Below are 25,621 nucleotides of genomic sequence, written 5' to 3' on the forward strand. Positions count from 1 at the left end.
TAGGATGTATTAGATATTTACCAATATACGGTAATTTAATATAATTTGAAAATTTTTCACATGTGTCTACAGGTTTTATAAAACCGGTTACATGTCGGCATTACAGGATATTTTTCAACTCCTTGATCGGTATATCTAGGTAAGAAGCTAAATATTGACCCGGTATTTGTGCGGCTAAGCCAGGATAATTTTCTTCAAAAGCTTTCAACCTTGCGGCGGGATCCAAGGTTGCCAAACCGACCTCCCTCCGTTCGCGTTGTATAAAGAAATATTCTGCAAACTTGCGGATCCCCCTTTCGATCTCGGGATACTTATCGAATAATGCTTCCAACTCGTAATAATCAGCCACGAACAATTTACAATCAGTTATCGCCTGGATATTGATCATGTTTTTTGTGCGCGTTAATACCGATGTGTAAGGACAAATAAAACCAAGGTCCCTGCTAAATATTTTAGTCAGCTCTTCCCCGTTACGGTTAATAAAATATGCCCTTGTAATGCCTTGCTTTATAAATGCAATCTTTGAATCGAAGGTGCCTTCACGGGCAAAGAATGCTTCTTGCGAAAGGGTTGCCGCTGCGAAAAGTGCAGCTAAATCCTTGGCGGCTCCTGAACCTAGTGGCGAGACATCGTTGAATGCCTTCAATAACTGCTCCATGATTTCAAATATGTAAGTCTTTGTAAGGAGATGATGCTTCTAATTCGTGAAATATATAACCAGGATCGTAATAATTGCCGGTAAGCCCTGTTTAAAAAAGATTGATTTACTCGCGGTTAATGCCCCGTATACTCCCGCAATCACGATACATACTAGGAAAAAGAATGCCAGCTTTTGCGCCCAGGCATCTTCATCTATAAAAAAAGTCCATGCCAGTCCTGCCGCTAAAAAACCGTTATACAATCCTTGGTTGGCAGCTAATGATTTTGTTGATTCAAAAAAACCTTCCGGGTAATCCCCTTTGAAGGTCTTTTTGCCAACGGTAGTCCATGCAAACATTTCCATCCAAAGGATGTATAAATGTTCCAGGCATACGATCAATACAAGTACCTGGGAAGTAAGATTCATATAGATAGTATTTAAAGGAAAGTTAAACAAATCCAGGGATTCCAGTAAATAAAAATCCATGCGATAAAGACCTTATCACATGGATCGAAATGAATTGTACCAATTTTTTATAATCGATTTTCCCGGATCAGTTGCATGCCTTTAGTCCAGCGTGGCAATTCGGCAATCAGCGCATCCATGGCTTTCATGGTGGCATTATTGGGCACAAATTCCCCGGAATCGTTAATAAATTGATCGAAAAAAGGGATATTTATTGATTCCATTAAGGGCACAACCCGGAAAGAAGACAGGTCCCCTTTCAGGCCGACGAATGCGCGGGTCCCGGCAGAAATACCACCATAACTCACGATACCGGCAGGTTTGTAGGCCCATTCTTTACTTAAATATTCCAAAGCATTCCTCAAAGGAGCGGGATAATTATAATCGTATTCCGCCGTCACAAAAACGAAAGCATCAGCTTCATCGATTTTAGCGGCCCAGGCTTTCGTATGTTCATGTTGATATTTTTGCATCCTGGGATGGTATGGTTCATCCATCATGGGAAGATTTAATTCTCCTAAATCGATAAATTCCACCTCGAACCCTGCTAACTGCTGCATGCTACTTTCCACCCATTTACCAACTATCGGACCTTTCCTCCCCGGCCGAACGCTAGAACTGATAATCTTAAGTTTAAACATATATCCTTCTTGTTAAATTTCTGAATTTACAATCAAATTATCACTATAATCATAAGTTTTCTATGCATCAACGAGCAACAATTCAATGTTTGCTTCCAGCTGGATCATATCTCCTAAAGCAAATGGCCCCGATTCCGTCCAAGCGTTCCATGTTAGCCCGAACTGTTTGCGGTTAATCAAACCTGCCACTTCAAACCCGGCCTTCAAGATTCCTTGCTGATCCCTTTCCATCCCACCGTACACAACTTCCAAACTTACGGGTTCCGTATATCTTTTTATCGTTAGCAATCCTTCTAAATTATAACGATCGTCATACCGATGATGAAACCCCGTTGACTGAAAATGTATTTCCGGGTACTTGCTGGCTTCGAAAAAATCGGAAGAACGCAGGTGTTCATCCCGCACTGCATGGTGAGTGCTGATGCTTCCAATCATCAACTTAACTTCTATGGCCGCGTTTTCTATATTCATACCATCGGTTTGCACTTTCCCTGTGAACTCCCTAAACGCGCCGGTTACAGTTGCTGTTGTTAAATATTTTATCCTGAAATGTATTTCAGAATGGGCTTTGTCGATAATCCAGGCAGACATGTATAATAATAAATGATTGTTGTCCGACAAAATTTTAACCGGGGAGCAATTTGATCCCTCGATAGTTCGATTCAATGTTCACCTGCTCCTTTCTTGTACTTTTTTGCTTGCCCAAAAAAGCACCAAAAAAGGGCATAAATTGTCCATTACGGCCACCAATTTGATCGCTCGACCTGGCCTTGCTACTACTGTATGGCCAAGCTACCCTTCGCTATCAACAGTGCGAAGTTCCACGGTTCTCTTGGCGGGGGGTGAATGTATCATCCTTCCCTTACATCCTTGACCAGGTAAGGAATTCAAGTACCTTTAAAGCATCTTTAGCCGGACAACAATGATTATAAATGATGATAGTACTCTTGTTAATATAAATAACTTTTTACCCAAGCGATTTGTTAGGCATTCAAATATATTAACAAGAATAGCTAATGCAGCAGTATAATGTAGTTAAATTTCCACTAAAATAAAAAATTGACAGTTACCTGGTGACCAGCCCGGCAAAAAGCATCCGCCATGGTACCAGCCTCCAAGAAATTACAGGTTGAATATACATAGGGATTAACCGGCAGTTTCGATCAAAAAAATAATTGTAATGCCGCATTTAAATTGAAACGCTCTTTGCCCGGTGTTGATAACACGGTCCTCGATATGCCACCACCCGGCAACTGCCCTTCTTTAACGGAAAATTGATAGTTTGCGCCCAGCTTTAGACCAACATGGACAGTCTTCCCGGTAAGAAAACTATACTGCAATTGCCCCCCGATGCCCATAATATCCGAAGCATTGTAAATATAGTCGTGATAAATAACGTACTGTTCGAAAACATTCTCGCTGGAACCGGGCATAACAAATGTTTGATCTAAAACATAGCGGTACATGAGGCTCAAATCGTAACCCAAGCTTCTGCCGGGTGCCTTCAAGCAAAATTGTTGTCCCCAGGTTAGGTTTCCAACCAGGTGATCGTATGCAAGCACGTTTCCATATAACCCGTTTTTCTTTGAATCGGAATTATACCGGACACCTACGCTCATATTATTAGTTTTATGTAGATTGGAGCGTGATCTTCTCACCGTTAATTCATGGTTTATAATTTCGTTAATGGTGATATTACCGAGGTATTTAAATAGGACGAAATCCTTCCCGTATAACATTTTCATATTATAATTTACTGACAAGTTCGTACTGGAATCTTGCCGGTACATATATAACAACCCGAGGTCATTATAATCCACACCGTAATAACTCAATTCATAAGGATCGATACTGGAACCGTACCAGGCATAATCTTGCTTTTCATGGGTATATTCGAAATGCCCTAATGCGCGGTGGTGGCCTTGTTGATACTCGGCATATAAGCCGAACCCGGAACGTCTAAAATCGGTTTGGTAGCTGCGGTTGTTGTTATGCCAAAAATCATATTCATAACCTATAAATAGCCTGTTATTATAATCGGGATAACGGGTACTTTGATAATAAGCATCCTTCTTAAACCCGATAGCGATCTCTTCTTTCCCGTATCCACCCCTGTACCCTGCACCGATCTTCAGCTTATCATCCAATAATTTATAACCGAGCGTAGCATTTATATCCATCTGAAAAGTGGCGATATCTGCTCGTGGATCATTATTACTAAAATGTTTGCCGATTTTGTAATCAAAACCAATAGCCAAGGGCAAGTTTTTACCGGTTAAATTTTTATACGCATTTGCTTTGAGATCATACACGGACCTTTCATAATGATTGTATTTCACCGATCCGAAAGCGTATGGCGCCGTTGGGTTATCCCTGGATTGCTGGGTCATGCGGGTACTATCTTCCAGGACCTTTGTATAACTAAACGATCCGAATAGTTTAAATCCCGAGAGTTCCGTTATCCCTTCGCTCGAAGCCTGCACCCGTTTAATATTGGTTGCATCGCGGGCGTCCATCAATTTACCGTTGACTATATTTCCTTTAATAATTGCTTGGCTGTACTTAGTAGGCATTAATTCTTCCATCCAAAAAGCGTGATCACGGGCTAATCGGTAGGCATTCCAGCGGGTTGAATCCGCCGCTAAACGAAAGTCTCCGGGAATATCTTGGCCTATAACAGCCAGCGAAAATAATTCAAATACACAGAGGAGATATACTATCCGGCGCATCTTCAATTGAATTAGTTAAGCCTATACCGATCACCACCGGGATATAGGCTTAACAGTTGATTTTTATATAATGATAATCTTATTTAAACCCTAGCGGCGTAGCCACTTCGAAATAATCGAAATCGACGGTAGAGTTATTCGTGTCCTGGAGAATGGTTCTACCATTCACCGTTTTAGCTGTTTTCCTAATAACGGACTGCGAGCTATATTTCCCTGCCGGCGCATAAGTATAACCGGCGTCCAAACTAGCTTGCAGCTTTTTCGGAATCAAGTCGCTCACATCATTTGGCATCACCTCCACCCCATCTATGATGTATGCCACCGGTAATTGAATCCTCACCTTGCTTGTTGCAGTCGGCGGCGTTATGGAAGGATCATTATAAGCCGGTAGCTTGCCCGCATCTTCACCGCCGGGCATTTTGAAGATTACGTAACTATCGCGGCCGAGGTTATCCAAAATCCATTCTGTAGCATCGTATTTTACCACGCGCAAATTAGTTACGCCGGGATTATCCAAATCGTAAGCGGCTTTATTACCGCCGTTGGCAATTACCGCATCCCCGAGGTAAGCTTCAAAATCGGCCTGTGATAAATCTACCGTTAATTCAGGCTTATTGACACTGTAATCTTTCCCATTATCATCTGTAAAAGGTTGCTTGTGGTTGATACCGGTAGATGCTATCAACAATCCTTTACCGGGCGCAACGGGATACGTTGTACCATTACCGGGAATCATGAACAGGTCCCTCATGTAAACATAGTCCTTGTTAGCATCGATACCGGTTGGCATGTTCAATGATTTTGTCCAGTCAAATTGGCCGTTAGCATCGTTTACAAGGTAATATTTATAGCCGCTACTTGGAGTTTGAAGCCCCCACAAACGGGAGATATACAAGCTATCGGCATACAATGTATCGTTGCTATTATTATAAACTTCGATGAACTGGTCACGGAAGCTGGCGCCATCCTTCAAATCCGAGCCTGCGTAATAAACTTGTTTTATAACCCAATCACCAACTTTACCGGGTACCAAGCTCAATTGCACTTTAGAAATATTGGTAGCAGCATAAATATTAACATTGTTGCCTACCGCGTTAAAAACTACGGAATCCTTTACAGACACACCGGTTTTTGCCAAATAAGCGGCCGGGGATACTTTAAATACGGCAGAGATATTATACAGCCCTGCATTGACCTGGGGGAACAAAGCAGCCCCGGACGCATCCGTATTAGCGTAAATAGGTGCGCCACCATTTGTATTTGTTAAGGCCACTTCAATATTTTCTACAGGGAAACCGTAATCCTTATTATCAGCATCAAAACTAAGCTCCACGGTTAAGTCGATCGGCCTAATAGAAGGAGCATCATCCTTACGGCAGGCAACCAACCAGGCAATACTAAATAAACACAGGGTAGCTATTTTTTTCATTTCTATCAATATTTATAATTTGTAACAGGTTAATGATTATGATCAAGGTATTTTCCAAACCAGTTCTGCTCCGAAAGTCGGTCTGCCGTTAGGAATGCGGGCATCCGTAGATCCTTCGATGCGGAATCTCGGCCTGTAATTAAAAAAGTTGTACACGTTAAATGACAAGGTGATATTCTTTAAAATATCCTTGCTGATATTCGCATGGAAATTGCTATAAATTGCGGGCTGATCACTATTGCTCGACTTCACATTATCCGTACGTAGCAGGTGCATCATATCCGGATCTGCCGGATCAAAATTTTTCACTTCGAAATACCTGCCGTCTGCCGTGTAGTATGCGATAGGTACACCGCTATAGCCGGGTGTGCTATTCTTATCGATGAGATCGAAAGTTCCGGTAAATCTTATCATCAGCCTCAATTTGGGGAAGTGGGTGTTAGTTGACAACCTTCCGCGGCTTTGAACATTTATGGTACGGCCATTTTCATATACCCCTACGGTTGCGTAATCCAAATTCTCGGGTTGATCATTCGTATATGAGGTTGATTTAAGACCTTCTTTCGTTAATTCCGAACGCGTTATTCCTAATGCGGCGTTCAAAGTTGTAGCGATGGCATCGAACTTAGGGAAAGCCATCATCAGTTCTAACCCGGTATTCTTGGATGCCAGGTTATTTTCCAACGAATAATAACTAACCTGGGTATTTAAATATTCCCCTGTAGGCGTAAGGTTAGGCTTTGTCCCGGCTTGTTCTTCAACATTATACTTGGGCAAATGGAGGAACTTATACCGTGTCTCGGTACCGAATCCATTCGTACTATTCTTATAGAAAGCATTCAGCGTGAAGTTGTAACCGTTTTTATGATAAGATAGGTTCAGTTCCGTAGTGAATGATTTCATCGGCTTAATATCCTTAGGCTCCTGGTCGTAGCGATCGGTGTACAGTAAATACGTGCTGGTGCTTTCATTTCCCGTGAAATGAATAACGAGCGGGATATCAAAGAATACCGGGCCGGGGTATAGCTGTCCCAACCCCGGGGCTTTAGAAGAAAAGCCCAAGGCTAAACCGAGGTCGAAATTACCCGATAATTTGTAACGGAAATTAGACCGGGGATTCAACACTTTATACTTGTTCTGCAAATCCAACCTCAGGCCGATACTAGAACTTAAAGGTTTGCCCAGGATATAAGTAATGAATCGATCTTCTAGATAAACACCACCATCTTTTTGAGGATAGATAAGTGAATAATCGTAATACCTTTCAGATAAGCCGGCTTTACTATTAAAATTCACATTAGCCTGTGCCCTGGGAAGTGCCGGGTCAAACAATTGCCCCCTTCCCTTATTTGCAGAATAGTTAAAATTCCCGCCGTATGTGAAGCGGTGTTTTAAGTTACCGGTATAAAATTCTGTATTGAAATCAAGGCTTGCCGTATAATTGATAGGCTTACCTTCAATCATGGAAAGTGAAGTGTATTGGCCGGGACCGAAATTCCCTTCATGAATGCCTGGACTAGTTTCCAAGGTATAAAGGGTAACGGGTTTATTTACATATTCTTCGGTGGAGGTAACTTGTTCACCATAGCTCAAGCGCATATTCAGGCTGGCGCTTTTCATGAAATTTTTATTTACATTGAACAAGAGGCGGTTTGCGACGGCAAAGTTCCAGCTATCGAAACGGGCTGTTTTATCCAATTCTTCATCCGGATCTTTCTTAACACCATCGAGGAACTTGCTATAATCAAGTGAAAAGGTGTTTTTCACTTTTTCATCCTTACCGAAATACTTGGTCCACATCAAGTTTGTTGTCAAACGTTTATATGCTTTCAGTTTATCACGGTTATCCATAAACGAACTGGTGTAGTTGGCACCGATGTTCAATGCCCCGAGGTTGTTTTTCAGATGAAACCCCTTGGAGAAGCCGTAATTACTGGCATTATCCCGAAGTTGTGTCCTGATATATAAAGGGGAATATCCCGCTTGGCGCTCAATGATAACGGCGCCATCGGTCATTTCCCCATACTTGGCGGAAGCAACGCCGGAGATTACTTCTATTTTACTGATGTTCTCGGTAGGTATCTGCCTAAGATCTATGCCGCCGAAAGTATTATCCCCCGAATATGAATCCGTATTCCCAACACCTACGCTACCACCTGTTGTCACAACCGCGCCAGATAAACCTGTAGCGGATCTTAGGGGGTTGCGTGATTGCATGTTGGCATTGTTGCTAATAAGGTTACCATCCATGATAATGGCAATACCGAAGGCGTTATTCAGACCGTAATCGCTCCTGCCCGTATTCGTAGCGGTCGGGGCAATTCTCAGGTTGAGGTTTTGGACATTCTGTAAAGAAGGCGGTGTGAACTTCTGGTTGGGCAGCAGGTTCAACAGGTCGCTAATACTCAGGGCCGGTGTTTGCTCGATAACATCACGATCGATAACGATGGCGCTATTGGAAATGCTTTTACCACTTTCGGGGCTTACCTTGATTTCTTTCAGCGAGAGGTTCAGCTCATACATCCTAAAAACGACCAGTTGGTTCAACAGATCGCCCACGATAATCGAATCCTTGGCTGTTTGCATACCGATCCTGCTGAATAGCAAGTTAAGGCGGTCACCTTTCCTCGCGTTCAATGGCAAGGTAAAAACACCGTTTTCGTCGGCGGTAACACCATTCTTGGTTTCTTCGATAACTACTGTAGCAAAGGATACCGGCTTATTGTTGCCGTCGATGATCTTACCTTTTAACTGGAAAGTTCCTGATTGAGCCCGTGTAACAGTGCTGTTGCCCAAAAGCAAGAGCAGGCAAATACTAGCTAATAATCTCAACGTTGACCTCTTAAATTGTTCTAAAATGCTGGATGAAGGGCATAAGATGTAAAATTATTTTATATGTTAAATGAATCTTAATCGAATCGGGAAAAAAAATAATCCAAAAAGGAATACTTCCCCGTCTTGGGGTCAAGAATCCATTAAAAACCTTATTTTAAATTTTTAATACAACATTTTCTACACATAAAAAATACCCACTTGTAAGTAATGAAACACTCCCAGGTTGGTTGTATCTTGAAAGCCCGTGTAGATAAATAAAACTTATGTGACCTATGGAGGTAGTACAATTCAAAGACTTAGAAAAAATCTGGAAGAATATTTCCCAACATGTTAACCGCCCTACTTATAAAAGCGAACAATCTGTTTCCCAACAAATACTGAATATTTTCCAAGTCGGAGACTTTTATTATTTCATCTTTAATACCCAGAATGCACAGGTTGAATACGTTGACCCAAACGTGGTCAAAGTGCTGGGATACCCGGCAGAAGACGTATCCCCGGCCTTCTTCTTTTCTGTTATCCACCCGGAAGATCAACACTGGTTCGTCAATTTCGAACATACCGTCGTAGAGTTTTTCCAACAACTCCCCCCCGACCAGGTGCTGAATTATAAAGTGCGCTACGATTTCAGGCTCCGCAAGAAAGATGGCACTTATATACGCATCCTGCAACAGGTGGTTACCTTATTAGCCGATGAAAAAGGTCTAGTAATGAAAACCCTGGGCGTACATACGGATATTACGGAACTGAAACCAAGCGGTAGGCCGGTGCTTTCTTTTATAGGCATGAACGGGGCGCCTTCATATGTTGATGTCGAGATTAAAACCGTGTTTGTTCCAAACAAGGAACTAATTTCTCCCAGGGAAAAACAGATACTGACCCTCCTTATAGAAGGTAAAACAAGTAAAGAGATAGCCACAATCCTGGGCAATACGAAACAAACCGTGGATAAGCACCGGAAAAATATGTTGATGAAGACCGGGGCCAAATCTTCGGCAGAACTCGTTGTTAAAGCGGTCAAGGAAGGTTGGATATAACCGGAACCGGCTAAATTATTTGAAATCAACAAGAATTAATGCATCTTTACAAAAATTGTATCCGTGGGAACTACGTTTTCCAGGAGCCAATATGTTTCCATGATACTCATATTAGGTTCCTTAACGGCGCTAGGGCCGTTTACTATCGACATGTACCTTCCCGGTTTCCCCGCAATTGCTAAAGACCTGCATACGCTCCCCTCGAAAGTTTCCTTATCACTTTCCAGTTATTTCATCGGTATTTCCGTTGGGCAATTCCTATACGGGCCGTTATTGGATAAATATGGAAGGAAACCACCGTTATTATTCGGTTTGGGATTATATGTATCGGCTTCCTTGGCTTGCGTTTTTGTAACCAGTATCGAAGGTTTGATCGCCTGGCGTTTCTTCCAGGCACTGGGTAGCTGCGCTGCTAATGTTGCTGCCATGGCTACCGTGCGCGATATCTTTCCAGTAAAAGATAATGCGAAAGTATTTGCCTTGCTGATGCTCGTAGTGGGCGCATCACCGATGGTTGCCCCTACCCTTGGCGGTTACCTAACCAGTAGCCTGGGATGGCAAGCCGTATTCGTGGTATTGACTTGCATGGGGATTTTAAACATCATCAACGTTGTTCTTTGGTTACCGGATAAATATGTACCAGACAGGACTTTATCCCTTGACCCCAAGTCTATCATACAAAACTTTGCTGCCGTTGTAAAGGTGCCGCAGTTTTCAACATACGCGATGGCTGGCGCGATCACCTTTTCGGGACTATTTGCTTATATATCGGCTTCTCCCAATGTATTCATGGAGCATTTTAGCCTTGACGGGAAGGTTTACGGGTGGGTATTCGCATTTCTATCGATTTTTTTCATCGGTTCCAGCCAAATCAATAGCATGTTGCTACGTTGGTATAGAAGTGAACAAATCGTGCGTACCGTGCTTTGTATCCAGGTAATCATCGCTTCCTGCTTCCTGGTTTCCAGTTTATTAGGCTGGATGAATGTTACCACCTGCATCTTATTCCTCATGGGTTATTTGAGCTGTCTCGGTATCATTAATCCCAATACCGCGGCCTTGTCCTTGGCGCCGTTTAGTCAAAAGGTGGGCAGCGCTTCCGCAGTGCTGGGCGCGTCCCAAATGACCGCCGGTGCCATTGTTTCGATGGCAATCAGCTTGTCGCCCGGAACCTCCACGTTGCCACTCGCAACGGCATTGACTGTTACAGCCAGCACCGGCTTTATTATTTTAATTGCCGGAACAAAAATCAGCAGGAAAGGGAAATGAGTGATAAAAAAGCCGGTAAGTCCTCTTTACGGGCGAATTACCGGCAAAACATATAATAAAGATAGGGCTAAACTAATTTCAATAGGTACGTAACAAATCGGGATACTTTCGTTCGACATATGAATCGAATTTAAAAAAGTTAACGCTAAACTTATCATGTAAACGAACCGTTGGTTTATTTTTCCTGATAACTGGTGCTTATAAGAGTAATAAATGTAGGTCTGATTTAGAAGCGGCTTAAACATGCGGACTAAGTACAATCCATAATTTCTACAAAAACATGGTGGAATTTTACTAAAATCTCGGTTTCTTTGCAGGGTCATGGCAGTATATATCAGCTCGTTAAATTCAGGTAGTAATGGCAATTGCTATTATATTGGCAACGAGAACGAAGCGGTTCTTATCGATGCCGGTATTTCATGCAGGGAGATTGAGAAAAGGATGAAGTGCAACGGCTTATCCATGGAGAAGGTCAAAGCAATTTTCATTAGCCACGAGCATACCGATCATATCCGTGGCGCCAGGGTCTTATCAAAAAAATTTCAACTGCCTGTTTATATTACTCCCGGAACATTGCAAGCGGGGGCTTTAGAGATATTGCCGCACTTGAATGTGCCCTATAAAGCTTTCGATATAATTGACATCGGGAAACTGCGGGTAAAGGCATTCCCCAAGTTTCACGATGCGGCTGACCCCCATAGCTTTACCGTTTCCTATGAAGATATACATATCGGGATATTTACAGATATAGGCCAGCCTTGCGAACAGCTCGTACAACATTTCAAACAATGCCATGCTGTTTTCCTGGAAGCTAATTATGATGTAGAAATGCTGGATAAAGGTCATTATCCATATCACCTAAAACAGCGGATTAAAGGCGGCCATGGCCACTTATCTAATCACCAAGCATTAGAACTATTCCTACAGCACCGGCCCGAACATTTAAACCTCCTTTTACTTTCACACCTGTCGAAAGATAATAACAACCCGCAATTGGTACAGTCGATGTTCGAGAAAGTTTGCGGTGGAACTAAAATCGTCGTGGCCTCGCGTTACGAGGCCAGCCCGGTCTTCAAAGTTATTCCCAGCGCTAGTTTCAGCGCATCGGAACAGTTGAAATTATTTTAACGCTAGTGGTATATAACATTCTATACTATTTCCCTTGATATAACCTTTGATAAAGCACTACATATTTTATATGCAGCGATGCAAGTCCTTGTATTACAGAAGGAGGATATCTACCCGGTGCGCTTGAACGATCTCCTGTTCCGCTGCCCAGGAAAAAATAGTAAAATATCCATCTTGCGAAGCAACCAAGGCGATAGCATCCCTTTGATCATGAATAAATTGCGCTGCCGACAGGTGCCGGGTTCCCCCGATGTTAGAGGGGCTTACATACTTCGGTCTGCCGCCGATTATCGGTTCTATCATCATAACACTTTCTACTTGCGTAGCGCCTTTAGCCCGCGCAATCTTAGCGCCGAAACCCAACAGTTCATGCTCGGTATTGATGATAGTGGCACCATCTACGGCCGTTAAGCCCGTTATGTTTCCAACTTCCCTTCGCAGCGCGTTCTGCCAGAAAATTTCGCTGGCATTGCTATCGTCTAACCTGGCCAGATCTGCTACGCCGCTAAAGGAGGGAGATATACCGTATTGCATCGGGTGGATGATTGAAGAGCGCCACTTTTCTTCCCGGGCGGGCACAACCAATAAAATTCCACCCCTGCCGTGCGCCCTCATGGAAACCGCGATCTGGATCAAGATATTAACAGGATTGTTCCAAACGGCTGAAGTTTCCAAGCCCAACAAAGCCTTGATAATACCGGGAGTTTCCGTAAACGTAGAGCAGGATTCATCGACAACCTTCACCTGGTCGCCCTTCAAAACCGCCACGTTGGTAAATTTAGCCAACCCGAGGATCCTCCTATGTTTGACTACCAATAAACCCGGTTCGGGTACATCCAACACGAAACAGTAGTTGGGCAAACGGATCGTTGTTCCCCATATATATAAACCATCTTCATCATACCAGATGCCCACATGAATACCGGCCCCTTCTACCCCGGGCGCCAATTTTGTCAGTACATCGGGGCTGAAAGCCAGTTTATGGGCAAATTGCAGCGGCTTGCTCACCTGTTCAGGGGATAGGAAAGCCAAAGATATCCTGGGGGCCACGCCCTCTTCCCTACGCAAGCTTGTCCAAAAGGCGATATCGATCATCTTTTGCACCATCTCGGTAGAAGGAGCTTCCGCGATATCTGTTTCCTCTTCTGCCTTTGCTACTGCTATATGTTTAGAAAAATGAAACGCGATCTTATCCGCAACATTTGCTGCTGCTTGGTATGTAGCTGTAAATTTCTTTTCCATGCTCTTGATTGTATTTTTCGTTCTTCTTACCTACCATTCCGCAAACCGATCTATCAAATTTAATATTTTCCTCATTTTCAACGGAATTGCGCGAAATTTGTTACGATACAATTACTTTAGTGGCGTATTATTAGTTTATTCAACATACAAGGTATGCTATCTTTGGAAAGGGTACATCATATCGCTATTATTTGCAGTGATTATGAAAGATCGAAGCATTTTTACACGCAGATCCTCGGTTTGCAAATCATAAGGGAAATATACCGCGGTGAAAGGCTGTCATACAAGCTCGACCTGGCATTGAATGATCAGTATATAATAGAGTTATTCTCATTCCCGAACCCGCCGCCACGTAAATCGGGACCTGAAGCTACCGGCTTGAGGCACTTGGCATTTGCCGTGAAAAATATTGAAAGTTCCCGCGGTTACCTGTTACAACAAAATATTGAAGTTGAACCGGTACGGGTTGATCCCTACACGCAAAAAAAGTTTACATTCTTCGCGGATCCCGATGGATTACCATTAGAGCTATATGAAATTTAGCTTTCACAGGTAACAAACCGGGTATAATCCTCGAATCGTCCTACCAAATCAATGAATCGTGAAATTATAATATTTCATTTCAGCATTGCTTTGCATAAAAAAATTATGCCATCATTAGCGAAATGGTTAGGAGATACCTTGGAGTCCGTAATGGCTTCTAAATTCATCCAAGTAAAATTAACGGGCAAAGAACTGGTCGCTCCTGCTGTCGTGAAACTCTATTTCGAAGGGAATTTACAAGGCATCCCCTTCCATGAAGGCAATGCCGTAGCATTCCGCGTCAACCAAATTGATTACCGGAATTATACGCCATCTTATTGGGATGACAGCGGTTGTGAAATTATTGTTCACCTGCATAGCAATGGTCCGGGAAGCCGTTTTTTCGAACAAATACAGCCGGGAGCACAGCTAAAAATGTTGATCCCCAGGGGACGCAAAATGTTTGATAATAGCTTCGCTACACATACCGTAATCTTCGATGAAACCGGCTTAGGCTATGCTACCTCTGTTTTTGAAGCCAGCAGCAAAAATGGGCAAGAATTTTATGCATTCGGCAATGTGCCCGGACCAGTAAATAATATCCGGTTTCCATTTAACGCAACTAACGCTAAGAATGGTCAATATCATTTGCTGGAACAAGATTTCCAAGCTTTCCTTGACCGGTATTGGATAGCGGCAAAGCAAGGAGCTTTTTACATGGTGGGTAACGGGAAACTAGTACAAATAACTAGAAATGTCTTGCGCAGCAGGGGCATCCAACGGCAGCAACTATTTACATATACATACTGGATTGAAGGCAGAAAAGGCTTGTAATATATAAACGATTGAAATCCCAAGCGATATTGAACATCCCCGTGGTAATGTTTGTTATAGATAGATTCAACGCTATTACGAAGAATCATGATCCACCGTCAAAAGTTCATTATCAATAAACCTGTTTTTTTTAGCTCGGTAATCTTGGTGTTAATTTCTATGACACTATGCCTAGTTTTTAAGTCCCAGGTAGATGAATGGTTTAACCGCGCCCAATATAATATTACCGAAAACCTTGGTTGGTTCTTAATCATCACGGTAAATTTCATCCTGGTATTTTGCTTGGCTTTAGCCTTTGGCAGGTATGGCAATATACGCTTGGGAGGTGAACAAGCCCGCCCGGAATTTAGCACGGGCTCATGGTTTGCCATGCTCTTTAGCGCCGGTATGGGAATTGGAATCATGTTTTTCAGCGTCGCGGAACCCATTTCCCATTTTTCACAACCTCCACGCCCCGTAGGAACACCCATAGCGGCGGCCAAGCAGGCAATGGAGTTTACATTTTTACATTGGGGCTTGCATGCCTGGGCCATATATGCCATCGTGGGATTAGCGCTGGCTTTCTTCTCTTTTAATAAAAAATTACCCCTCACATTCCGTTCCTTGTTCTACCCCTTTCTCGGGGAACGGATACACGGCACATGGGGGCATGTTATAGATGTTTTATCCGTATTGGCAACACTCTTCGGTTTGGCAACCTCCCTGGGCCTCGGCATTCAACAGATTAATGCCGGTACGCACTTCCTGTTCAACTGGCCCATCAATGCCGGAATACAATCGGTCCTGATATTAGTCGTAACAGGCTTAGCCACCATTTCCGTGGTTTCCGGGCTTGATAAAGGCGTCAAAATATTGAGCAATGTAAACATGTTCTTGGCTTTTGCTTTGATGTTACTCATCTTCGTACTCGGTCCCAGTATTTACCTTTTGAAAAGTTTCATTCAAAACACGGGATCATACTTGGCTAATTTTATCGAGATCAGCACCTGGAATGATAGTTACAGGCAATCCGGTTGGCAAAACAGCTGGACAGTTTTCTACTGGGCCTGGTGGATCGCCTGGTCGCCATTCGTAGGATCATTCATTGCAAGGATATCGAAAGGCAGAACGATCAAGGAGTTTATCCTGGGGGTGCTGATCGTACCGGCCCTGTTGACTCTATTATGGATGACAATATTCGGAGGCACTGCCCTTTCATTTATACTCCATGGCGACCAATCCATGGTTACAGCAGTTAATGAAGATATTTCAACGGCATTATTTAAGTTCTTACAGCATATACCATTGACCGCTATCCTATCGGTAGTCGCGGTCGTTCTCATTGCATTTTTCTTTATTACATCCAGTGATTCCGGTTCATTGGTTATCGACAATATTACGGCTGGAGGCGCCACTAAAACCCCGGCTGCGCAACGCGTATTTTGGGCCTTCCTGCAAGGGGGCGTGGCAATCGTATTATTATTGGGTGGCGGATTAAAGGCTTTACAAACGGCGGTAATCATCGCGGGCTTGCCATTCGCCATTATTATATTAATCATGTGTTACAGCTTACAGAAAGGACTATCGGAGGAGCTGCATGCTATTAAGAAGAAACAAAAACAAAGACAGGAAAAAAGTTACCGGAACTTGATGAATGATTTACTAAACGAACCGGGAAACGACGATAATTAAATAGCTATGGAATTAAAATCATCATTAAATATATTGATCGGCTTAGACCTTTCCGAGATGGATTCCATCTTGGTGAGCTATGCCAGGGAAATCGTGCAATGGCTCCCGGTTCAAAAGATCGTTTATCTCCATAATATAAAAATTAACGAATTACCCGGCAATTTAACTAGCCAGGATAAAATTGAAACACTTTCCCGCAAGGTTAATAATAAGCTGCAACAACTGGTGAAAGAGCTGGCGCCTACAGGTTTACCTTTCGAAATTGTAACCCGCCGGGCTGCTTTTACAGAACTGGCCTTCGAGGAAACAGTCAAACAACATAAAATCGACCTGGTGATACTCGGTAATAAACAGCAACTCGAAGGAAGCGGCGGTATTAACCAGAAACTGGCCAGGATGCTCAATTGCGCCGTATTACTGGTTCCGGAAACCTTCCGGGGCGTTCCAAGAAAAATATTGCTTGCCGTTGATTTCTCCAGGTATACTACCGGCATATTACAATGGGGACGATTGATAGAACAATTAAATATGCAACATGCAGGGTTTAAAATCACCCCGTTATATATTTCGAAGCTGGCATACCATTTCTTCCCGTTCTTTTCAAATGAAGATGTAGAACAGTCGTACAAGATAGATATGCAGGAAAAGCAAAAGAAATGGCGGCAACATTTTGCGCAGTACCCTAAGCTGGAGATCATACCGGCCGGTGATAAAAACATTGCATCGGCATTAATGGATTACGCGGATCAGCATAGGTATGACCTGTTGGTCCTGGGCGTGAAAGGCTCCAGCTCTTTAACAACGCTATTCATGGGTAGTGTTGCCAATGAATTGATCCAAGTTGAAACCAATATATGTTTCTTATTCGTGAAAGGTAAATAGATTGACAATATATAGGTTAACATGGCATAAACAATACTAATCTTTAACATAACAATCATGTTTACACACCAAAACGATATTTTATGAACTACTTAAAATTGTTTATAGCTGCTGCATTCTTGCTGGCAGTCACACAAATGGCCCATGCACAATCCGGCAAATTTTACATGAAAGTAGCCGGGGGATATTTTTTCAGCGTTTCTACAGGTGAATTTCCCGATGTTGGCCCCTATCCACCGCACGATACACATTCGGAGATTAACCCAACGAACGGTAGCAGTACCGTGATCAGGGAAAAAGTATTAACAGGCTCATACGGGGAAGGGGTCCGGGGTGGATTAACCTTTGGTTATACCTTGAACAAAAACCTTTCTATCGAGGGTACTTTCAACTATTTCCATAGCATGAAAAACCTGATGACACGCAGTCTTGCCACTATCCAAGGTACCAGTACCGTGGTGGGCAGTATAGAGTCCAGGGGCCATGTAAACGCGATTGATTTCGCGCCGAGCCTGGTCGTAAGTCCCGGGTATGAAAAGTGGAACCCATATGTAAGGTTCGGCTTTGTAGTGCCATTATGGGGGCGCTTATACATCAATACGGATGCCAGTCAAACGAGCGCGGTACCCGGCCAACCCGCTACCGTTGTTGCGCAAACCACGATCAAAAGGGAAGAAGAAATTAAGCCATCACCCACGATCGGGTTCCAAGGAGCGTTAGGGGTAAGCTACAGCATTAACTCGAGATTCGATATTTTCCTAGAAACCGAGTACAGGAATGTACCGGTAAAAAGTAAAAGTAAGGAAGTTACTACCTACGACGAAGTAACCAAGATTATCAATACATCTACGGGAGAGGAAGTATTGCCAGAACAAAGGCGGGGATTAAGCGACTTAAGCGTGGCTGAAAGGAATACGGATTACGTAACAACCTTGGATCAAAATTCGAATACCCCGACCGGGAGTAGCGGCACAACGACGAATTACAAGGATAACAACAAGCCTGCCAATGACTTAAAATCTTATATTAACATCGGCGGATTAGGATTGAACTTAGGACTGAAGATCAAATTTTGATATAATAAGTCATTATTGTCCGACTAAATTTTAACCGGGGAGCAATTTGATCCCTCAATAGTTCGATTCAATGTTCATCTGCTCCTTTCTTGTACTTTTTTGCTTGCCCAAAAAACGAGTACCAAAAAAGGGCACAAATTGGCCATCACGGCCGCCAATTTGATCGCTCGATCGAGCTTTTGTACTACTGTATGGCTTCCCTATCAACGGTGCGAAGTTCCACGGTATTTTTGGCGGGGCTGAATAGAATCATCCTTCGTTTATATCCTTGACCAAGTAAGAAATTCAAGTACATTGAAAGCAATTTTAGCCGGACAATTATGATTATAAGTAATAATTAAAACAACGATTTGAAAGTATCAACTGCACTATGATTGCGGTATTATTAAAACGAATCGAAAAAACAAATACGGATAACCGTAAAAGTCACTTGTAAAACCCTTGCAAGTGACTTTTCATCACTTACAACAGAGGCAATTCGAATAGCTAAGAAGCAGTAGTACAGCACTTTTCACCGATTAACATCTACTTAACAAAACGAACTATACAACTTGTCAAAATAATTCCGAAATTGAACTCGAATTAAACATTACGTCTAACCGAGTTAACATAAACTGTTTGGCTGACCCAAAAATTAATAGATACAAAATCTAAGAATCGAGACATAAACGAATCAAGATTACTGTCAATGTCAAACTCGTGTATAGTATGGTGATGCAATTTAAAATTTTAGACATAAAAGATCCACGGACTATTATTGCTAAGAATACAATTCCGAACGATTATAAAAAATATATTTATGATTTTGCCATCAGGCCTATAATTGTTATCACCAATTATGTAGATATATTATACCAGTCTTATTCAATGGAAGGGATCACCGTAAGTAACAATATTTTCTTCGTGAAAAAGCCTTGCACGATCCAGCCAACGGTACCCGAAGCATTTAGTGCGATTAACATTATGCTAAAAGGAAATGTACCTGTAAATATTGATGGCAAGAAAAGGGCCATTATGTATGAAGGACGGTATAACGCTTACCAGATCAATAGTGAGAAACAGCAGAAAGCATATTTTGAGAAAGAAGATGATAGTAAGCCATACCTGGTATATGAGGCTATGCATTTTGATTACAGCCTGGAAGTATTAAAGAAGATGGGCTCCGAAGAAAGCTTGATCAAGGAATGGTACGAATCTGCCCATGGAGACAACTCTGAAATCATCATGCAAACTTCGGGGTATTATGAAAAGGAGATGAAATCGATCGTCGAGGAGATTAAAAAGACGAAAATCGTAACGTACCTGGATGAAGATTGGCTGAGGCATAAAGCGGAGAATATATTGCTAATTGCCATGAGGGATAATGAGCAGATGACGGAATCCAAGTTTAGTTACCAGGTAGATCCCAAGTTCCGTGAAATAACAAAATACATTAGGAGCAGCCTGTTTCAAGCGCATTCATTGGCTAGTCTTTCAGAATATTTTGATGTCGGGATATCTAAATTGAGAAAGGATTTTATCAAGTACGAAAATATACCGTTTAAACAATTCTTGATCCGGGTTCGAATGGAAAAAGCTCAAGAATTATTATTACAAAATAATCATTCGATACAAGAAATCGCGGAACAAGTAGGTTATCCTGCCAATTTCGCCAGGATTTATAAATATTATTGGGGCTATCCCCCGTCCAAAACAGCCAAATGCTTCGCTAAAGAAGATGTTAAGGTTTTATATTGAACCGAATGCATACATCATGTGATTGTTCAACATTCAAAAAGAGGTCGTCCAGTTCATCTTGGACGGCCTTTTCGTTTCAATGCAACAACTACAACTTGCCCTGCATGGCAATCCCCCAATTCGTCAAGCCTTCCAATAAAGGGATCAGCGATTTGCCCTGTTCCGTAAGCCCGTATTCAACCCTGGGTGGAACCTCCGGAAATACTTCCCGGTGGATCAAACCGGCTTGTTCCAGCTCCTTTAATTGCGCTGCAAGCATCTTCTCGGAAATATTACCTATACTTTGCAATAAATCCTTGTAACGCATCACCCCTTCATTGAGCCGCCATATGATTGTTGGCTTCCAACGCCCGCTAATCAACTTCAACGTAAAGGCCAATCCACAATTCAGCAAAATTTCTTTTTCATTGACATGGTTGGAAGAATGCTCCTTTCTCATTTCTAACTTTTTAGTAAGTAACTAACAATTGTCACAGCCCATTTTTATACACTGTGACCGGTTTACCTTTGGCCTGTTTTAAATATGATAAACCATGACAAAATTAAAGAAAATTGCCCTAGTTACCGGCGTTAGCCGTGGATCCGGTTTAGGATTTGCCATGACAAAGGATCTTGCAAACCTCGGTTATAAAGTTATTATAACTTCCCGTAAAGAAGAAAATTCGGCATCATTGGCCCGCCAACTTAAAGACTTGCAACTGGATGTGGAAGCAAAAGTACTGGATGTTACTAATCGTGACCAAATACAGTCCCTCGTTGATTGGATAGCAGCTCATTTCGGTAAGCTCGACCTACTCATCAATAATGCCGCGATACTGGATATCCAGTATACGGGTATTGATAAAACAGATCTTGATTTTGTACAACAGGAGATCAATACCAATTTCATCGGCGCCTGGGCCATGATAAAATATTGTACCCCGCTGTTAAAGCAGAGCGAACGCGGGATAATTCTCAATATTTCAAGCGGGATGGGAGCTTTTCATGATAAGGATATGGGATTACTTAATTTCGATAAAGCCACTATCCCAAATTATTCACTCTCCAAGTTGATCATGAACGGGTTAACTGTAAAAGCTGCGAAAGACTTAAAGGATGATGGCATCCTCGTAAATGCAGCCTGCCCTGGCTTTACAGCTACTTACGAAGCATTCGTTGCTATGGGCGCCCGACCTATAGAAGAAAGTTTACCCGGTCTTACGTGGGCTGCTACGCTGCCTGATGGAGATAAGAGCGGCCAATTTTTCCGTGATAAGGAATTACTACCCTGGTAATTCATTAACATAATTGTCCGACTAAAAATACTTTAAAGGTACTTGAATTCCTTACCTGGTCAAGGATATAAGCGAAGGATGATATATTCACCCCCGCCAAGAGAACCGTGGAACTTCGCACCGTTGATAGCGAAGGCTAGCTTGGCCATACAGTAGTAGAAAGGCCAGATCGAACGATCAAATTGGTGGCCGTAATGGCCAATTTGTGCCCTTTTTTCGTGCTTTATTGGGCAAGCAAAAAAGTGTACAAAAAACGAGCAAATGAACAGTGAATCGAACTATTGAGTGATCAAATTGCTCCCAGGTTAAAATTTAGTCGGACAATAATGATTCATTAACTTATAGTCACCTGTATAATTTTTACCCTTCGGTTGTGGTTACCAGCCTACAACCGCGGAACTTACTGTACCCAGTTTGCGATCTCGTAAACACCGGTTATAAAGCTAAGATGGCCTTGACGGCACGTTTTTTGTGAATCTTGGGGATTTAGATTACTAAAATTTAATTAACCCGATGAAACATCGATTTAACACCGGCTTTAGAAAAACCTTGATTATCTTTTTATTGCCTTTATTGGCAGCATGCAACCTACGTCCATCAGCGGATGTATACTTCGGAAAAACAGTCCTCAATTCCAACTTGGTAGCGGATTTTGGCTCTGAACAATATGCAAATACACTCTATTCTTATACCGTTAGTTATCCCGGTGTGGATTCCAAACCTAAGACCGGGGAAGAAGCAACCGACATGGTAAAAACCAAGATAGCTTCACTTGAGAAAGCATTGAACGATATAAAAAAATTACCGAAAGACACGGAAACAACTGCCTTGATAGAAACAGCACAGCAATTATTTGAATTTGTACTCCCTGTCTATAAAAACGAATATACCAACTTCGCAAAGCAATGCGATGAAAAATATCCCGCGGATGAAAGAGCTGCTTACGCTCAACAAATTGCGAACCAGTATAATAAGAAATTTGAAAAGCTGTATGCCCAATTGATAAGCGAAGGTAAAAAGTACGCGCAAGCGCATGATTTAAAAGTCAAGTGGGCATTATAAAAATAATAAAGAGACATAGACACTTCGAGACAAGCCGTCCTAACAGGGACGGCTTTTTTAATACGGTTCCCAACCATTCCCTAAGAGATTTGTTATAAAAAAACTGCTCAAGCAACATCTCAAACTCTAAAATAATATTAACCATGAAACAACTGCAAGACAGGGTCATTATCATTACAGGAGCCGCCATGGGACTGGGTCTAGCGGCCGCGAAGCTGTGTGCAGCGAAAGGGGCGAAATTAACCTTGGTAGATTATAACAAGGTCGCCCTTGAGCAAGCCAAAGAAGAAATCCAAAAAGATTATCCCGGTGCGGAGCTGTTGCTCGTAGAAGCCGATGTTTCTGACGAAGCCGCTGTAAAAAATTATGTTGCGGCGACAGTTAAAAAATTCAGTAAAATAGATGGGTTCTATAATAATGCAGGGATCGAAGGAAAACAAGCAGAGGCAGCTGTTTACGATCTTTCCGTTTTTAAAAAAGTGATTGATATTAACCTGATGGGCGTGTATTACGGGCTTCGCTATATTATTCCCGAGATGCAGAAAAACCAGTATGGCAGAATCGTAAATGTTGCATCCGTTGGCGGCATCAGGGGTGTGCTTCATCAAACGCCTTACGTAGCCAGTAAACACGCGGTTGCAGGTATCACGAAAAATGTTGCCTTGGAATATGGTAAAGAAGGCATTATCACGAACGCCATTGCCCCCGGCGCTATCCTAACTCCCATGGTAGCCGGTTCATTCAAACAGGTAAATCCCGCTAACCCGGAGGCCGCGGAAAAAGAATTTGCACAATTTAATCCAACAAAGCGATTAGGCCGTCCGGAAGAAGTAGCCAATGTAGTTGCATTTTTGCTCAGCGAAGATTGCAGCTACCTGAATGGACAAGTTATAGCTATCGATGGCGGCCAGTCTAATACATATGGACCGGTATAAATTAAATTGATGGAGATCGAACGTTATTGTACGGCAAAATTTTCAATGAAAAAATTATCATCGCCTCAAAAGTTTGATTCAATGTCCACCAGCACATTTCTTTTCACTACTGTATGCTTCGCTATTAACAGTGCGAAGTTCCACGGTTTTATTGGCTGGGCTGAATAGATCATCCTTCGCTTATGTCCTTGACCAGGGAAGGCATCCAAGTAAATTTAACGCAATTTCAGCCGGACAACAATGATTTATAATACATATTCTACGAATAAGCGTTCCATGGTTTGTTGAGGATCATCACAAAACCCGGCATGGCTGCGGGAAGTCTGCAAGATAGTACTTCTCGTGGCCGTCAACCACCGGAACCTTGACGGGAGATCTAACCCGGCAATAGGGCCGGCAGTTTTATCACCTTGGCAGATACGTTCTATGGCTTGCAGGTATGTCCTAAGATCATCTAGATCTAATTCATCCCCGAATACGCGGAGCCTGTCAACATTCAACACGAATTTCAACCGGAGGAACTTTTTCGGTTTGCAATAAAGTATCACCCCGATATTGAGGAACTCACCACGTTCAACACGCGGCATCAAACGTATGATCGCGTATTCATATAAGTGCTTCCCTTGCATTTTCTGCTGCTTTAACAAATATTTCCGAAGAGGCTATCCTCCTGTTTAAAAATTCTTTATACACGCGTTTTCTCTCAAGCGGGCTTTCATCGATCGACGGATCTTCTAGCCAAGATCCGGGTATAAGATCAACGACATTTTCGATAGTTTCCCTAGTTAAAATTTCTTTGAACAAAACATCCACTTTACCTAGCTCGTTTGCATCTTTTAATAAGACATGATCCTTGATAGCCATGAAAGGCCGGGTTGCTTGTTCCTCCCAGTTATGCCATGTATGATGAAAATACAAGGAAGCGCCATGATCGATTAACCACAATTCCCGGTGCCACATCAACATATTTGTATTCCTGGCGGTCCTGTCTACGTTCGTCAAAAGGCAATCCAACCAAACAATTTTGGATGCCAGCAAAGGATCCACCTGGCACGCGGCTGGATCAAAGGTGATAGCCCCGGAGAGGTAATGTAAGCCCAAGTTCAAGCCAACGCTAAACTTAAGCAGATCCTGGATCTCCTGGTCAGCCTCTATACGGCCAAATGCTTCATCCAGCTCTGCAAATACCAATTCCGGCACTTTTAAGCCCAGTGTACGGGCAATTTCGCCACCGATCAATTCTGCGATCAGCGCTTTCTCACCTTGTCCAGCTCCGCGGAACTTCAACACGTATTGAAACCCATCATCAGCCTCGATGATGGCGGGCAATGATCCACCTTCACGCAAAGGCGTGATGTAGCGCATTACTTCTACGCGCCTGATCGAAACAGGCTTATTTTGATTCTTTTCATCCATTTTAAGCAGGTTTAATACTACCTATTTAACAAATGTAGCTAATCGAGAATTAAGAAAAAATATCCATACATAATATTCTATGCTTCAAAATGCTTTCATGCAATGATTTTCCTGCCAGAATCAATATTTCCTTGGCGAAGAAATGGAAGCTACCGCCCCCTAACAAATTGAACCGGCGGGGTGTTATAATCTTGTCGTATTTACACCTTTAAAATGTCTCGAACAACCATCAAGATGATATTGATCAATATTTAACTTTACTACATCTATTCATATTAAAAACTGTTTACAATGGCCGTGTTAAATCCTTATTTGAACTTCCAAGATAATTGTATGGAAGCCTTTGATTTTTATAAATCAGTATTCGGTGGCGAATTTGCCATGTTAATGCGTTTCAGCGAAATGCCGCCAGAACATCCTTGCGACCCATCCGAAAAAGATAAGATCATGCATGTGGCTTTACCTATAGGACAATCAGTTTTGATGGGCAGTGATAGTCCTAAAGAAATGGACAAAGTGCAAACCGGTAATAACTTTTCGATTTCCATTAGCACAGACAGCAACGGGCAAGCCGATGAATATTTCAAGGGATTATCGCAAGGAGGCACTGTAATCATGCCGATGGGAGATGCTTTTTGGGGTTCCTATTTCGGGATGTGCAGGGATAAATTCGGCGTAAACTGGATGATCAGTCACGATAAGCGTAGTGCTTAATAGCTGTTTAATAAAGGGTATAAAACTGTAAAAAATTAGGGCCGATAGAATTACCGGCCCTTTTCACAAGTCAAAATTCTGCT

General features: G+C 42.4%; 24 protein-coding genes. 13 read left to right on the forward strand and 11 right to left on the reverse strand.

Annotated features, from left to right (window positions below; translation table 11 throughout):
* Window positions 1-100: 100 nt before the first annotated feature.
* From COR50_RS19285 to COR50_RS19315, 7 genes are all read right to left on the reverse strand, one after another.
* Window positions 101-658, reverse strand: a complete 558-nt coding sequence (locus tag COR50_RS19285; RefSeq protein ID WP_098195513.1) for a Crp/Fnr family transcriptional regulator — start codon at window positions 656-658, stop codon at window positions 101-103.
* Between the two features lie 39 nt (window positions 659-697).
* Entirely contained in the window at window positions 698-1,066 is a 369-nt protein-coding gene (locus COR50_RS19290) for a DUF1304 domain-containing protein (RefSeq protein ID WP_098196322.1), read from the reverse strand.
* A gap of 107 nt (window positions 1,067-1,173) precedes the next feature.
* Entirely contained in the window at window positions 1,174-1,746 is a 573-nt protein-coding gene (locus COR50_RS19295; RefSeq protein ID WP_098195514.1) for an NADPH-dependent FMN reductase, read from the reverse strand.
* Between the two features lie 60 nt (window positions 1,747-1,806).
* Complete coding sequence (locus tag COR50_RS19300; RefSeq protein ID WP_098195515.1) at window positions 1,807-2,337, reverse strand: YceI family protein; 531 nt, start codon at window positions 2,335-2,337, stop codon at window positions 1,807-1,809.
* Window positions 2,338-2,909: 572 nt separating this feature from the next.
* A complete protein-coding gene (locus tag COR50_RS19305; protein WP_098195516.1) occupies window positions 2,910-4,475 on the reverse strand; it encodes a DUF6850 family outer membrane beta-barrel protein in 1,566 nt (521 codons plus the stop codon).
* A 79-nt stretch (window positions 4,476-4,554) separates the two neighbouring features.
* Window positions 4,555-5,904 (reverse strand): DUF4876 domain-containing protein, encoded by a 1,350-nt coding sequence (locus tag COR50_RS19310; RefSeq protein WP_098195517.1) that lies wholly within the window; start codon window positions 5,902-5,904, stop codon window positions 4,555-4,557.
* A 42-nt stretch (window positions 5,905-5,946) separates the two neighbouring features.
* Window positions 5,947-8,736 (reverse strand): TonB-dependent receptor, encoded by a 2,790-nt coding sequence (locus COR50_RS19315; protein ID WP_098195518.1) that lies wholly within the window; start codon window positions 8,734-8,736, stop codon window positions 5,947-5,949.
* A 275-nt stretch (window positions 8,737-9,011) separates the two neighbouring features.
* Here COR50_RS19315 and COR50_RS19320 point away from each other — a divergent pair, with 275 nt between their 5' ends.
* The 3 genes from COR50_RS19320 (at window position 9,012) to COR50_RS19330 (ending at window position 12,173) form a co-directional block, all read left to right on the forward strand.
* Entirely contained in the window at window positions 9,012-9,776 is a 765-nt protein-coding gene (locus tag COR50_RS19320) for a LuxR C-terminal-related transcriptional regulator (protein WP_098195519.1), read from the forward strand.
* Between the two features lie 63 nt (window positions 9,777-9,839).
* Window positions 9,840-11,045, forward strand: coding sequence for a multidrug effflux MFS transporter (locus COR50_RS19325; protein WP_198405709.1), 1,206 nt, complete (start codon window positions 9,840-9,842; stop codon window positions 11,043-11,045).
* Window positions 11,046-11,366: 321 nt separating this feature from the next.
* The gene (locus COR50_RS19330) at window positions 11,367-12,173 is read left to right on the forward strand and encodes an MBL fold metallo-hydrolase (RefSeq protein WP_098195520.1); all 807 of its coding nucleotides are present in this window, start codon (window positions 11,367-11,369) and stop codon (window positions 12,171-12,173) included.
* 93 nt (window positions 12,174-12,266) lie between these two features.
* Here COR50_RS19330 and COR50_RS19335 read toward each other — a convergent pair whose 3' ends face one another.
* Window positions 12,267-13,415 carry a putative sensor domain DACNV-containing protein gene (locus COR50_RS19335; protein ID WP_098195521.1) on the reverse strand — a complete coding sequence of 383 codons (1,149 nt, stop codon included), beginning with the start codon at window positions 13,413-13,415 and terminating at the stop codon, window positions 12,267-12,269.
* A gap of 153 nt (window positions 13,416-13,568) precedes the next feature.
* On the opposite strand from COR50_RS19335, the gene gloA2 reads away from it, so the two are divergent.
* The 6 genes from gloA2 (at window position 13,569) to COR50_RS19365 (ending at window position 20,137) form a co-directional block, all read left to right on the forward strand.
* Window positions 13,569-13,958 carry an SMU1112c/YaeR family gloxylase I-like metalloprotein gene (gene gloA2, locus COR50_RS19340; protein ID WP_098195522.1) on the forward strand — a complete coding sequence of 130 codons (390 nt, stop codon included), beginning with the start codon at window positions 13,569-13,571 and terminating at the stop codon, window positions 13,956-13,958.
* A 105-nt stretch (window positions 13,959-14,063) separates the two neighbouring features.
* Window positions 14,064-14,771, forward strand: a complete 708-nt coding sequence (locus tag COR50_RS19345; protein ID WP_157761014.1) for a ferredoxin reductase domain-containing protein — start codon at window positions 14,064-14,066, stop codon at window positions 14,769-14,771.
* An 87-nt stretch (window positions 14,772-14,858) separates the two neighbouring features.
* Window positions 14,859-16,442: a BCCT family transporter gene (locus tag COR50_RS19350; protein WP_098195524.1), complete on the forward strand. Its 1,584-nt coding sequence runs from the start codon at window positions 14,859-14,861 to the stop codon at window positions 16,440-16,442.
* A gap of 6 nt (window positions 16,443-16,448) precedes the next feature.
* Window positions 16,449-17,324 carry a universal stress protein gene (locus tag COR50_RS19355; RefSeq protein WP_098195525.1) on the forward strand — a complete coding sequence of 292 codons (876 nt, stop codon included), beginning with the start codon at window positions 16,449-16,451 and terminating at the stop codon, window positions 17,322-17,324.
* Between the two features lie 83 nt (window positions 17,325-17,407).
* Window positions 17,408-18,400, forward strand: a complete 993-nt coding sequence (locus tag COR50_RS19360) for an outer membrane beta-barrel protein (protein ID WP_098195526.1) — start codon at window positions 17,408-17,410, stop codon at window positions 18,398-18,400.
* Between the two features lie 708 nt (window positions 18,401-19,108).
* On the forward strand, window positions 19,109-20,137 hold the full coding sequence (locus COR50_RS19365; RefSeq protein WP_098195527.1) for a helix-turn-helix domain-containing protein: 1,029 nt from the start codon (window positions 19,109-19,111) through the stop codon (window positions 20,135-20,137).
* An 88-nt stretch (window positions 20,138-20,225) separates the two neighbouring features.
* Here the strand turns inward: COR50_RS19365 and COR50_RS19370 are convergent, their stop codons facing one another.
* Window positions 20,226-20,576 (reverse strand): winged helix-turn-helix transcriptional regulator, encoded by a 351-nt coding sequence (locus COR50_RS19370; RefSeq protein ID WP_098195528.1) that lies wholly within the window; start codon window positions 20,574-20,576, stop codon window positions 20,226-20,228.
* 94 nt (window positions 20,577-20,670) lie between these two features.
* Here COR50_RS19370 and COR50_RS19375 point away from each other — a divergent pair, with 94 nt between their 5' ends.
* The 3 genes from COR50_RS19375 (at window position 20,671) to COR50_RS19385 (ending at window position 23,408) form a co-directional block, all read left to right on the forward strand.
* Window positions 20,671-21,411 (forward strand): SDR family NAD(P)-dependent oxidoreductase, encoded by a 741-nt coding sequence (locus COR50_RS19375; RefSeq protein ID WP_098195529.1) that lies wholly within the window; start codon window positions 20,671-20,673, stop codon window positions 21,409-21,411.
* Between the two features lie 513 nt (window positions 21,412-21,924).
* Complete coding sequence (locus COR50_RS19380) at window positions 21,925-22,473, forward strand: hypothetical protein (RefSeq protein ID WP_098195530.1); 549 nt, start codon at window positions 21,925-21,927, stop codon at window positions 22,471-22,473.
* Between the two features lie 143 nt (window positions 22,474-22,616).
* The gene (locus tag COR50_RS19385) at window positions 22,617-23,408 is read left to right on the forward strand and encodes an SDR family oxidoreductase (RefSeq protein ID WP_098195531.1); all 792 of its coding nucleotides are present in this window, start codon (window positions 22,617-22,619) and stop codon (window positions 23,406-23,408) included.
* Between the two features lie 245 nt (window positions 23,409-23,653).
* Here the strand turns inward: COR50_RS19385 and COR50_RS19390 are convergent, their stop codons facing one another.
* On the reverse strand, window positions 23,654-24,037 hold the full coding sequence (locus COR50_RS19390) for a DUF3037 domain-containing protein (RefSeq protein WP_098195532.1): 384 nt from the start codon (window positions 24,035-24,037) through the stop codon (window positions 23,654-23,656).
* Window positions 24,015-24,824: a HipA family kinase gene (locus tag COR50_RS19395; RefSeq protein WP_098195533.1), complete on the reverse strand. Its 810-nt coding sequence runs from the start codon at window positions 24,822-24,824 to the stop codon at window positions 24,015-24,017. The genes COR50_RS19390 and COR50_RS19395 overlap by 23 nt, the downstream gene beginning before the upstream one ends.
* A gap of 291 nt (window positions 24,825-25,115) precedes the next feature.
* Here COR50_RS19395 and COR50_RS19400 point away from each other — a divergent pair, with 291 nt between their 5' ends.
* On the forward strand, window positions 25,116-25,538 hold the full coding sequence (locus COR50_RS19400) for a VOC family protein (RefSeq protein WP_098195534.1): 423 nt from the start codon (window positions 25,116-25,118) through the stop codon (window positions 25,536-25,538).
* Window positions 25,539-25,621 lie beyond the last annotated feature (83 nt).

The sequence above is a fragment of the Chitinophaga caeni genome (assembly GCF_002557795.1).
GTDB classification, from domain to species: Bacteria; Bacteroidota; Bacteroidia; order Chitinophagales; family Chitinophagaceae; genus Chitinophaga; species Chitinophaga caeni.

What these genes read in the sequence shown, in the direction of transcription:
- COR50_RS19365 (WP_098195527.1), top strand. Translation starts at nt 19,109, where the DNA reads ATGGTGATGCAATTTAAAATTTTAGACATAAAAGATCCACGGACTATT.
- COR50_RS19345 (WP_157761014.1), top strand. Translation starts at nt 14,064, where the DNA reads ATGCCATCATTAGCGAAATGGTTAGGAGATACCTTGGAGTCCGTAATG.
- COR50_RS19370 (WP_098195528.1), bottom strand. Translation starts at nt 20,576, where the DNA reads ATGAGAAAGGAGCATTCTTCCAACCATGTCAATGAAAAAGAAATTTTG.
- COR50_RS19295 (WP_098195514.1), bottom strand. Translation starts at nt 1,746, where the DNA reads ATGTTTAAACTTAAGATTATCAGTTCTAGCGTTCGGCCGGGGAGGAAA.
- gloA2 (WP_098195522.1), top strand. Translation starts at nt 13,569, where the DNA reads ATGCTATCTTTGGAAAGGGTACATCATATCGCTATTATTTGCAGTGAT.
- COR50_RS19350 (WP_098195524.1), top strand. Translation starts at nt 14,859, where the DNA reads ATGATCCACCGTCAAAAGTTCATTATCAATAAACCTGTTTTTTTTAGC.
- COR50_RS19375 (WP_098195529.1), top strand. Translation starts at nt 20,671, where the DNA reads ATGACAAAATTAAAGAAAATTGCCCTAGTTACCGGCGTTAGCCGTGGA.
- COR50_RS19290 (WP_098196322.1), bottom strand. Translation starts at nt 1,066, where the DNA reads ATGAATCTTACTTCCCAGGTACTTGTATTGATCGTATGCCTGGAACAT.
- COR50_RS19355 (WP_098195525.1), top strand. Translation starts at nt 16,449, where the DNA reads ATGGAATTAAAATCATCATTAAATATATTGATCGGCTTAGACCTTTCC.
- COR50_RS19360 (WP_098195526.1), top strand. Translation starts at nt 17,408, where the DNA reads ATGAACTACTTAAAATTGTTTATAGCTGCTGCATTCTTGCTGGCAGTC.
- COR50_RS19285 (WP_098195513.1), bottom strand. Translation starts at nt 658, where the DNA reads ATGGAGCAGTTATTGAAGGCATTCAACGATGTCTCGCCACTAGGTTCA.
- COR50_RS19385 (WP_098195531.1), top strand. Translation starts at nt 22,617, where the DNA reads ATGAAACAACTGCAAGACAGGGTCATTATCATTACAGGAGCCGCCATG.
- COR50_RS19395 (WP_098195533.1), bottom strand. Translation starts at nt 24,824, where the DNA reads ATGGATGAAAAGAATCAAAATAAGCCTGTTTCGATCAGGCGCGTAGAA.
- COR50_RS19310 (WP_098195517.1), bottom strand. Translation starts at nt 5,904, where the DNA reads ATGAAAAAAATAGCTACCCTGTGTTTATTTAGTATTGCCTGGTTGGTT.
- COR50_RS19380 (WP_098195530.1), top strand. Translation starts at nt 21,925, where the DNA reads ATGAAACATCGATTTAACACCGGCTTTAGAAAAACCTTGATTATCTTT.
- COR50_RS19330 (WP_098195520.1), top strand. Translation starts at nt 11,367, where the DNA reads ATGGCAGTATATATCAGCTCGTTAAATTCAGGTAGTAATGGCAATTGC.
- COR50_RS19390 (WP_098195532.1), bottom strand. Translation starts at nt 24,037, where the DNA reads ATGCAAGGGAAGCACTTATATGAATACGCGATCATACGTTTGATGCCG.
- COR50_RS19335 (WP_098195521.1), bottom strand. Translation starts at nt 13,415, where the DNA reads ATGGAAAAGAAATTTACAGCTACATACCAAGCAGCAGCAAATGTTGCG.
- COR50_RS19300 (WP_098195515.1), bottom strand. Translation starts at nt 2,337, where the DNA reads ATGTCTGCCTGGATTATCGACAAAGCCCATTCTGAAATACATTTCAGG.
- COR50_RS19305 (WP_098195516.1), bottom strand. Translation starts at nt 4,475, where the DNA reads ATGCGCCGGATAGTATATCTCCTCTGTGTATTTGAATTATTTTCGCTG.
- COR50_RS19320 (WP_098195519.1), top strand. Translation starts at nt 9,012, where the DNA reads ATGGAGGTAGTACAATTCAAAGACTTAGAAAAAATCTGGAAGAATATT.
- COR50_RS19400 (WP_098195534.1), top strand. Translation starts at nt 25,116, where the DNA reads ATGGCCGTGTTAAATCCTTATTTGAACTTCCAAGATAATTGTATGGAA.